Below are 10,463 nucleotides of genomic sequence, written 5' to 3'. Positions count from 1 at the left end.
TCGTAACGGTAGTGGCAGAGTACGAAGGCACGGTCTGAATGCATGGCGCAAAATCCTCGATGCTCATGATCACGGGCCTTCAGGTTCGGCGTCGTCGCCAGGGTTGTCTACTGGCAGAACTGCTAGGGTACGCTCTGCGTGTGGGGTGGGTCGCAGGGTCATTGCCGATGGAGAGACAGCAGGTCGCGCCAATTCCAAGGGCGTATTTCGCGGTCAGTACAAGGAATCGTCTGACAGCTTGCCGGGGTAGGCTCACCGGCACATTCGTGGTTAACTTCCCGCTCTTCACAACGCTTTACGACTGTTCCCTATCACTGCATATAAAGGACTCCGTTCATGGCTCAAGTCACCCTCAAAGGCAACCCGGTTCAAGTCAACGGCCAGCTGCCTCAAGCCGGTTCCAAGGCGCCAGCCTTTTCCCTGGTTGCAGGCGATCTGTCCGACGTGACCCTGGCGAACTTCGCCGGCAAGCGCAAAGTGCTGAACATCTTCCCAAGCGTCGACACCCCGACCTGCGCCACCTCGGTGCGCACGTTCAATGCCCAGGCCAATGACGTGGCCAACACCGTTGTGCTGTGCATCTCGGCTGACCTGCCGTTCGCCCAGGCGCGCTTCTGCGGCGCTGAAGGCCTGGACAACGTCAAGAACCTGTCGACCCTGCGCGGCGCCGAGTTCATCGAGCAGTACGGCGTGGCGATTGCCGACGGCCCGCTCAAAGGCCTGACCGCGCGCGCGGTGGTGGTGCTGGACGAAAACGACAACGTGCTGCACAGCGAACTGGTCAAGGAAATCGCTGACGAGCCGAACTACGCGGCGGCGTTGTCCGTTCTGAAATAATCGCGTTTACAATTGTTAACGGCCTGGCACTGTCCAGGCCGTTTTCATTTGTGCTTCAGTAATTTAGCAAACACTCGCAATCGTCAGCTGAAGGTAAATTGCCGGTAAAGGCGCTTTGCTTATCAGCCACTAGTGCTTATCGTTCAGCCTCCCGTATCAAGATGCCCACGCGCCTAATGGTTAATCACTCCATGCAACCCTCTGCTTCCCGTAATCCTCGTCGCTGGCTGTTCGGCCTGCTGGTCCTGTTGGTCATTGCCGGCCTGTGCTGGATGTTCTGGCCAGGCGCGGCGACGCAAAAGGACGGCGCCGCGGCAAAAGCCGCCAACGGCCATGCCGGCAGGGCAGGCGGAATGCGCCCTGGATTTGGCGGCGCGACGGGGGCGGTGCCGGTGCGGGTGGCCCCGGCGGTGCTGGGGGATTTCCCGCTGTACTACAAGGCGCTGGGTACGGTCACGGCGTTGAACACCATTAATGTGCGCAGCCGGGTCGGCGGCGAACTGGTGAAAATCGCCTTTGAAGAAGGGCAGATGGTCAAGGCCGGCGACCTGCTGGCCGAGATCGACCCGCGTCCTTACCAGAACGCCTTGCTCCAGGCCGAGGGGACCCTGTTGCAGAACCAGGCACAGTTGAAAAATGCGCTGGTGGACCTGGAGCGTTATCGCGGCCTGTATGCCGAAGACAGTATCGCCAAGCAGACCCTGGACACCGCCGCCGCGCTGGTGGGGCAGTATCAAGGTACGGTGAAGACCAACCAGGCGGCCGTCAACGACGCCAAGCTCAACCTTGAATTCACCAGGATTCGTGCGCCCATCACCGGTCGGGTCGGCCTGCGGCAGCTCGATGTCGGCAACCTGGTGGCCGCCAACGACACCACCGCGCTGGCAATCATCACCCAGACCCAGCCGATCAGTGTGGCGTTCACCCTGCCGGAAAACAGCCTGGACGTGGTGCTGGCCCGCTACCGTTCCGGCGCCAGGCTGCCGGTCGAGGCCTGGAACCGTGGCGACAACAAACTGCAGGCCAGTGGCCTGTTGCATAGCCTGGACAACCAGATCGACATCACCACCGGCACCCTGAAGTTCAAGGCACGCTACGACAACCGCGACCAGGCGCTGTTCCCCAATCAGTTCGTCAACGTCCGCCTGCTCGCCGACACCCTCAAGGGGGTGATCCTGGCACCTTCGGCGGCGATTCAGTTCGGCACCAACGGCACGTTCGTCTATGCCCTGGACGGTGACAAGAAAGTCACCATCCGCACCTTGAAGATTGGCGCCAGCGACGGCGACAACACCGTGATCCAGGAGGGCCTGAAGCCCGGTGACCGGGTGGTCCTGGAAGGCACCGACCGCTTGAAGGAGGGCAGTGAGGTCGAAGTGGTCAACGACAGCGACACGGTACCGGCATCGCCGGCGGACAGCCTGCACAGCCAGGCCACTGACGGCGCCTCTGCACCTGCTGCCACCGGCAAGGCCCTCAAGGGCGGCGCATGAACATCTCGCGCCTGTTTATCCTGCGGCCGGTTGCCACGACCCTGAGCATGCTGGCCATTGTCCTGGCCGGCTTGATCGCCTATCGCCTGTTGCCGGTGTCGGCGTTGCCGCAGGTCGACTACCCGACCATCCGGGTCATGACCCTGTACCCGGGCGCCAGCCCGGATGTGATGACCAGTGCGGTGACCGCGCCCCTGGAGCGTCAGTTCGGGCAAATGCCCGGCCTGACCCAGATGGCCTCGACCAGTTCCGGCGGCGCCTCGGTGATCACCCTGCGCTTCAACCTCGAGATCAACATGGACGTGGCCGAGCAGCAGGTGCAGGCGGCGATCAATGCCGCGACCAACCTGCTGCCCAAAGACCTGCCGGCACCTCCCGTGTACAACAAGGTCAACCCGGCGGACACCCCGGTGCTGACCCTGGCGATCACCTCCAAGACCATGCTGCTGCCCAAGCTCAATGACCTGGTCGACACGCGCATGGCGCAAAAGATCGCCCAGATCAGTGGCGTCGGCATGGTCAGCATTGCCGGCGGTCAACGCCAGGCGGTGCGGATCAAGGTCAATCCGCAGGCCCTGGCGGCCAGCGGCTTGAACCTGTCGGACGTGCGCAACCTGATCGGCGCCTCCAACGTCAACCAGCCCAAAGGCAACTTCGATGGCCCGACCCGGGTGTCGATGCTCGACGCCAACGACCAGTTGACCTCGCCCAAGGATTACGCCGAGCTGATCCTGGCCTACAACAACGGCGCACCGTTGCGGCTCAAGGATGTGGCACAGATCGTCGACGGCGCGGAGAACGAGCGCCTCGCGGCCTGGGCCAATGAAAACCAGGCGGTGTTGCTCAACATCCAGCGCCAGCCCGGGGCCAACGTGATCGAGGTGGTCGACCGGATCAAGGCCCTGTTGCCGAGCATCACCGATAACCTGCCGGCCGGCCTCGACGTCGTGGTACTGACCGACCGCACCCAGACCATTCGGGCCTCGGTCACCGACGTGCAGCATGAGTTGCTGATCGCCATTGCCCTGGTGGTGATGGTGACATTCCTGTTCCTGCGTCGCGCCAGCGCCACCCTCATCCCGTCGATTGCCGTGCCCTTGTCGCTGATCGGCACGTTCGGGGTGATGTACCTGGCCGGGTTCTCGGTCAACAACCTGACCTTGATGGCCCTGACCATCGCCACCGGTTTCGTGGTGGACGACGCGATCGTCATGCTGGAAAACATCTCGCGCTACATCGAGGAGGGCGATAGCCCCTTGCAGGCGGCACTCAAGGGCGCCAAACAGATCGGCTTTACCCTGGTCTCGCTGACGTTGTCGCTGATCGCGGTGTTGATCCCGCTGCTGTTCATGGCGGACGTGGTCGGGCGGTTGTTCCGCGAGTTCGCCATCACCCTGGCGGTGGCCATCCTGATTTCCCTGGTGGTCTCGCTGACCCTGACGCCGATGATGTGCGCGCGCCTGCTCAAGCGTGAACCCAAGCCTGAAGAGCAGGGCCGTTTCTATCGCGCCAGCGGTGCGTGGATCGACTGGCTGATCGCCGCCTATGGCCGGCAGTTGCAATGGGTCCTCAAGCACCAGCCGCTGACCCTGTTGGTCGCCATTGCCACCCTGGGCCTGACGGTGGTCCTGTATTTGGTGGTGCCCAAGGGCTTCTTCCCGGTACAGGACACCGGGGTGATCCAGGGGATTTCCGAAGCGCCGCAGTCGATCTCCTTCGCCGCCATGAGTGAGCGTCAGCAGGAATTGGCCAGGGTCATCCTGAAGGATCCGGCGGTGCAGAGCCTGTCTTCCTATATCGGCGTGGACGGCGACAACGCCACGCTCAACAGCGGCCGCTTGCTGATCAATCTCAAGCCCCACCGGGAGCGCGACCTGAGTGCGACCGAGGTCATCAGCCGCCTGCAGCCGCAACTGGACACCCTGGTGGGCATTCGCCTGTTCATGCAGCCGGTGCAGGACCTGACCATCGAGGACCGGGTCAGCCGCACGCAGTACCAGTTCAGCATGTCGTCTCCGGATGCCGAACTGCTCAGCCAGTGGAGTGGTCGCCTGGTCGAAGCGCTGGCCCGTCAGCCCGAGCTGACCGATGTCGCCAGCGATCTGCAGGACAAGGGCTTGCAGGTGTACCTGGTGATCGACCGGGACGCGGCTTCGCGCATCGGGGTGTCGGTGTCCAACATCACGGACGCGCTGTACGACGCCTTCGGCCAGCGGCAGATCTCGACCATTTACACCCAGGCCAGCCAGTACCGCGTGGTATTGCAGGCCAGGGATGGCGAGAAGATCGGCCCGCAGGCGCTGGAGCAAATCTACGTCAAGACCACCGACGGCGGCCAGGTCCGCCTGTCCAGCCTGGCCCGGATCGAAGAGCGCCAGGCCCAGTTGGCGATTGCCCATATCGGCCAGTTCCCGGCGGTGATGGTGTCGTTCAACCTCGCGCCCGGGGTGGCCCTGGGGCAAGCGGTGGCGTTGATCGAACAGGTCGAGCAGGAAATCGGCATGCCGATCGGGGTGCAGACCGAGTTCCAGGGCGCGGCCCAGGCGTTCCAGGCTTCGCTGTCGAGCACCCTGCTGCTGATTCTGGCGGCCGTGGTGACCATGTACATCGTGCTGGGGGTGCTGTACGAAAGCTACATTCACCCGATCACCATTCTTTCCACCTTGCCTTCGGCCGCTGTCGGCGCCTTGCTGGCGTTGCTGCTCAGCGGCAACGACCTGGGGATGATCGCCATCATCGGCATCATCCTGCTGATCGGTATCGTCAAGAAGAACGCGATCATGATGATCGACTTCGCCCTGGAGGCCGAGCGCAATCAAGGCATGGACCCGGCGACGGCGATCTATCAGGCGGCGTTGCTGCGGTTCCGGCCGATCCTGATGACCACCCTGGCGGCCCTGTTCGGGGCGGTGCCCTTGATGCTCGCCACCGGTTCCGGCGCTGAACTGCGTCAGCCCCTGGGGTTGGTGATGGTGGGCGGCTTGCTGGTCAGCCAGGTATTGACCCTGTTCACGACACCGGTGATCTACCTGTATTTCGACCGTCTCGGTCGGCGCTGGCGGCGTACGCCTGAGCGTCTGGAGTCGGTAGAGCAGCCATGAACCTGTCCGGCCCCTTCATCAAGCGCCCGGTAGCGACCATGCTGCTGAGCCTGGCAATCATGCTGCTGGGTGGCGTCAGTTTCGGCCTGTTGCCGGTGTCGCCTCTGCCGCAAATGGACTTCCCGGTGATCGTGGTCCAGGCCAGTTTGCCGGGGGCCAGCCCCGAGGTCATGGCGTCCACCGTGGCCACGCCGCTGGAACGATCCTTCGGTGCGATCGCCGGGGTCAACACCATGAGCAGCCGCTCCAGCCAGGGCTCGACCCGGGTGATCCTGCAATTTGACCTGGACCGCGACATCAATGGCGCGGCGCGGGAAGTGCAGGCGGCGATCAACGCCTCGCGCAACCTGCTGCCCAGCGGCATGCGCAGCATGCCCACGTACAAGAAGGTCAACCCGTCCCAGGCGCCGATCATGGTGCTGTCGTTGACCTCCGACGTGCTGGAAAAAGGCCAGCTGTATGACCTGGCCTCGACCATCCTCTCGCAAAGCCTGTCCCAGGTGCCGGGTGTGGGTGAAGTGCAGATCGGCGGCAGCTCCCTGCCGGCGGTGCGCATCGAGCTCGAGCCACAACTGCTGAACCAGTACGGCGTGGCCCTGGATGACGTGCGCAACACCATCGCCAACGCCAACGTGCGCCGGCCCAAGGGCTCGATCGAAGACGACCAGCGCATGTGGCAGGTGCAGGCCAACGACCAGTTGGAACGGGCCAAGGACTATGAGCCGCTGATCATTCGCTACCAGAACGGATCGGTGTTGCGCCTGAGCGATGTGGCCAAGGTCTCCGATGGCGTCGAGGACCGCTACAACAGTGGCTTCTTCAACGACGACTCGGCGGTGTTGCTGGTGATCAACCGCCAGGCCGGCGCCAACATCATCGAGACGGTCAACGAGATCAAGGCCCAGTTGCCCGCATTGCAGGCCGTGTTGCCGGCCAGCGTCAAACTGAACCTGGCGATGGACCGCTCGCCGGTGATCAAGGCAACCCTGCATGAAGCGGAAATGACCCTGCTGATCGCCGTGGCGCTGGTGATCCTGGTGGTGTTCCTGTTCCTTGGCAACTTCCGCGCCTCGTTGATTCCCACGCTGGCGGTGCCGGTGTCGCTGGTCGGCACCTTTGCGGTGATGTACCTCTATGGGTTCTCCCTGAACAACCTGTCGCTGATGGCGCTGATCCTCGCCACCGGCCTGGTGGTGGACGATGCCATCGTGGTGCTGGAGAACATCTCCCGGCACATCGACGACGGTATCGCGCCGATGAAGGCCGCCTACCTGGGGGCCAAGGAAGTCGGTTTCACCCTGTTGTCGATGAACGTGTCGCTGGTGGCGGTGTTCCTGTCGATCCTGTTCATGGGCGGGATCATCGAAAGCCTGTTTCGCGAGTTCTCGATCACCCTGGCGGCGGCAATCGTGGTGTCGCTGGTGGTGTCCCTGACCCTGACCCCGATGCTCTGTGCCCGCTGGCTCAAACCCCACACGCCGGGTCGGGACAACCGCCTGCAGCGGGGCAGTCGCAAGGCCAACGACTGGATGGTCAAGCACTACGCCAGCAGCCTGGACTGGGTGCTGCGTCACCCGCGACTGACCCTGTTCAGCCTGTTCATCACCATTGGCGTCAACGTCGCGTTGTACGTGGTAGTGCCGAAAACCTTCCTGCCCCAGCAGGACACCGGTCAACTGATCGGTTTTGTCCGGGGCGACGACGGGCTGTCCTTCAGCGTGATGCAGCCGAAAATGGAGATCTTCCGCCGTGCGGTGTTGAAAGACCCGGCCGTGGAAAGCGTCGCCGGGTTTATCGGCGGCAGCAACGGCATCAACAACGCCTTCATGCTGGTCCGCCTGAAACCGGTCAAGGAGCGTAAGCTGTCGGCGCAGAAGGTCATCGAGCGCCTGCGCAAGGAAATGCCCAAGGTACCCGGTGCCCAGTTGATGCTGATGGCCGACCAGGACCTGCAGTTCGGTGGCGGCCGCGAGCAACAGTCGTCCCAGTACAGCTACATCCTGCAGAGCGGCGACCTGTCGGCATTGCGCGAGTGGTACCCGAAAGTGGTGACCGCGCTCAAGGCGTTGCCGGAGCTGACCGCCATCGACGCCCGGGAAGGGGCCGGGGCGGCGCAGGTGACGCTGGTGGTCGACCGCGACCAGGCCAAGCGCCTGGGCATCGACATGGACATGGTCACCTCAGTGCTGAACAACGCCTACAGCCAGCGGCAGATTTCCACCATCTACGACAGCCTGAACCAGTACCAGGTGGTGATGGAGGTCAATCCCAAGTACGCCCAGGACCCGATCACCCTCAAGCAGGTGCAGGTGATCACCTCGACCGGCGCGCGGATTCCCCTGTCCGCCATTGCCCACTACGAAAACAGCCTGGAAAACGACCGCGTCAGCCATGAAGGGCAATTCGCCTCCGAAAGCGTGTCGTTCGACATGGCCGAAGGGGTGACCGTGGAGCAGGGCGGCGCGGCGATCGAGCGGGCGATCGCCAGGCTCGGCCTGCCGGAAGAAGTGATTGCCAAGATGGCCGGTACCACCGATGCCTTCGCCGCCACCCAGAAGAGCCAGCCGTGGATGATCCTTGGCTCGTTGCTGGCGGTGTACCTGGTGTTGGGAGTGCTCTATGAAAGCTATGTACACCCGCTGACCATCCTTTCCACCTTGCCTTCGGCCGGGGTCGGCGCGCTGCTGTCGATCTATGCGCTGGGGGGCGAGTTCAGCCTGATCTCCCTACTGGGGCTGTTCCTGCTGATCGGCGTGGTGAAAAAGAATGCCATCCTGATGATCGACCTGGCGCTGCAACTCGAGCGCCAACAGGGCATGGCGCCCCTGGAGTCGATCCGCAGTGCCTGCCTGTTGCGCTTGCGCCCGATTCTGATGACCACGCTGGCGGCCATTCTCGGCGCCTTGCCGCTGTTGCTCAGCAGCGCCGAGGGCGCGGAAATGCGCCAGCCCCTGGGCCTGACCATCATCGGCGGGCTGATCTTCAGCCAGGTGCTGACGCTTTACACCACCCCGGTGGTTTACCTTTACCTCGACCGTTTGCGCCATCGGGTCAACCGCTGGCGTGGGGTTCGTACCGATGCTGCCCTGGAAACCGCGCTATGACTGACCGCTGCCCATTCAACCTCGACACCCTGTCGACCCGGCGCCTGGTCACGGCCCGCGGCTCGCGGTTGTTGAGCCTGTCCCTCAGTGCCCTGATGCTCAGCGCCTGCGCGATCGGCCCTGACTACCAGCGTCCGAGCGTCGCCTCGCAGGCCCACTACGAGCAGGCTGAAGGCTGGCGTCAGGCCACTCCGAGCGATGCGTTGGCGCGGGGGGCCTGGTGGGAGCTGTATGGCGATCAACAACTCAACGGCCTGATCGATACCCTCAATCGTTCCAACCAGACCGTCGCGCAAGCCGAAGCGCAATACCGCCAGGCCCAGGCCCTGGTGCGCAGTGCCCGTGGTGCGTTCTATCCGACGGTCGACCTGAGCGGCGGCAAAACCCGTTCCAGCCAGGGCTCCGGCAGCAGCAGTTCGAGCCTGAGCAACTCCAGCAGCGGCATCCGCGACACCTACAGTACGGAGCTGGGCGTCAGCTGGGAGGCCGATATCTGGGGCAAGCTGCGTCGGGGCCTGGAAGCCGACGAAGCCAGCGCCCAGGCGAGCTTCGCCGACCTGGCGGCGATGCGCCTGAGCCAGCAGTCGGAACTGGTGCAGAACTACCTGCAACTGCGGGTGATCGATCAGCAAAAGCGCCTGCTGCAAGCCACGGTGGACAATTACCAGCGCTCCCTGACCATGACCGAAAACCAGTACCGCGCCGGTGTCTCCGGCAAGGACGCGGTGGCCCAGGCGCAAACCCAGCTCAAGACGACCCAGGCCGATCTGGTCGACCTGATCTGGCAGCGCGCGCAATTCGAGAATGCCATTGCCGTGCTGATGGGCTTGCCACCGGCGCAGTTCAGCCTGGCGGAAATCCAGAGCATCCCGGCCTTGCCGCAGGTGCCGGTGAGCCTGCCGTCGCAACTGCTGGAGCGGCGTCCGGACATCGCCTCCGCCGAACGTTCGGTGATCGCCGCCAACGCCAACATTGGCGTGGCGAAGGCCGCCTACTATCCGGACCTGTCGCTGAGTTTGTCCGGCGGCTACAGCAGCAGTACCTCGGCCGACCTGATCAGCCTGCCGAACCGTTTCTGGTCGGTGGGGCCGAAACTGGCCATGACCCTGTTCGACGGCGGTCAGCGAACGGCTGAAGTCGACCGTACCGAGGCGGTCTACGACCAGACCGTGGCCAAGTACCGCCAGACGGTGCTCGATGGTTTCCGCGAGGTGGAAAACTACCTGGTACAGCTCAAGGTGTTCGAAGATGAAGCAGCGGTGCGTCAGCAAGCTTTGGATGCCGCCCGTGAGTCGCTGCGCCTGACCCAGAACCAGTACAAGGCCGGGCTGATCGCCTACCTCGACGTGGTGGTGGTGCAGGCCACGGCCCTGAGCAATGAGCGCAGCGTCCTGAGCCTGCAGCAGAGTCGCCTGATCGCCAGCGTCCAACTGATCGCCGCGCTGGGTGGCGGTTGGGACGGGCAGTTGCAGGCCAGCGAAAGCAAATAGGCACCGATGATGGAGCTGCCCACCCCGGGTTGGTGATGGCAGTCGACAGCCTCGCTTCGCAGTACGCCTTGCACTCCCGCGTGAACGCGGTCCCTGTGGCGAGGGAGCTTGCTCCCGCTGGGCTGCGCAGCGGCCCTGACCAGGCGATGGTGGTCTGTCAGAAAGACCTCGGTTACCGGTTTTTGGGCTGCTTCGCACCCCAGCGCGAGCAAGCTCGCTCGCCACGGGTTTGGCATCCAGGGTTTTGCGATGACCGTCGACAGCCTCGCTTCGAAGTACGCCTTCCACGCCAGCGTGAACGCGGCCTCTGTGGCGAGGGAGCTTGCTCCCGCTGGGCTGCGCAGCGGCCCTGGGAAGGCGATGGTGGTCTGTCAGAAAGACCTCGGTTACCGGTTTTGGGGCTGCTTCGCACCCCAGCGCGAGCAAGCTCGCTCGCCA

The 10,463-nt window shown here is 63.7% G+C and carries 5 protein-coding genes; all 5 read left to right on the top strand.

Going from position 1 to position 10,463, the window contains the following annotated elements:
- Positions 1 to 336: 336 nt before the first annotated feature.
- The 5 genes from tpx to CKW25_RS10645 all read left to right on the top strand — a co-directional run bounded on the left by tpx (position 337) and on the right by CKW25_RS10645 (position 10,025).
- On the top strand, positions 337 to 837 hold the full coding sequence (tpx, locus tag CKW25_RS10665; RefSeq protein ID WP_095079141.1) for a thiol peroxidase: 501 nt from the start codon (positions 337 to 339) through the stop codon (positions 835 to 837).
- Between the two features lie 176 nt (positions 838 to 1,013).
- A complete protein-coding gene (locus tag CKW25_RS10660) occupies positions 1,014 to 2,330 on the top strand; it encodes an MdtA/MuxA family multidrug efflux RND transporter periplasmic adaptor subunit (protein ID WP_095079140.1) in 1,317 nt (438 codons plus the stop codon).
- Entirely contained in the window at positions 2,327 to 5,431 is a 3,105-nt protein-coding gene (locus tag CKW25_RS10655) for an MdtB/MuxB family multidrug efflux RND transporter permease subunit (protein ID WP_095079139.1), read from the top strand. The genes CKW25_RS10660 and CKW25_RS10655 overlap by 4 nt, the downstream gene beginning before the upstream one ends.
- A complete protein-coding gene (locus CKW25_RS10650) occupies positions 5,428 to 8,535 on the top strand; it encodes an efflux RND transporter permease subunit (protein WP_095079138.1) in 3,108 nt (1,035 codons plus the stop codon). The genes CKW25_RS10655 and CKW25_RS10650 overlap by 4 nt, the downstream gene beginning before the upstream one ends.
- Positions 8,532 to 10,025: an efflux transporter outer membrane subunit gene (locus tag CKW25_RS10645; protein ID WP_095079137.1), complete on the top strand. Its 1,494-nt coding sequence runs from the start codon at positions 8,532 to 8,534 to the stop codon at positions 10,023 to 10,025. Before CKW25_RS10650 ends, CKW25_RS10645 begins: the two co-directional genes overlap by 4 nt.
- Positions 10,026 to 10,463: the final 438 nt, after the last annotated feature.

The sequence above is a fragment of the Pseudomonas sp. Irchel s3h17 genome (genome assembly GCF_900187505.1).
Taxonomy (GTDB): domain Bacteria; phylum Pseudomonadota; class Gammaproteobacteria; order Pseudomonadales; family Pseudomonadaceae; genus Aquipseudomonas.
This window is presented reverse-complemented; position numbering and strand designations above follow the sequence as displayed.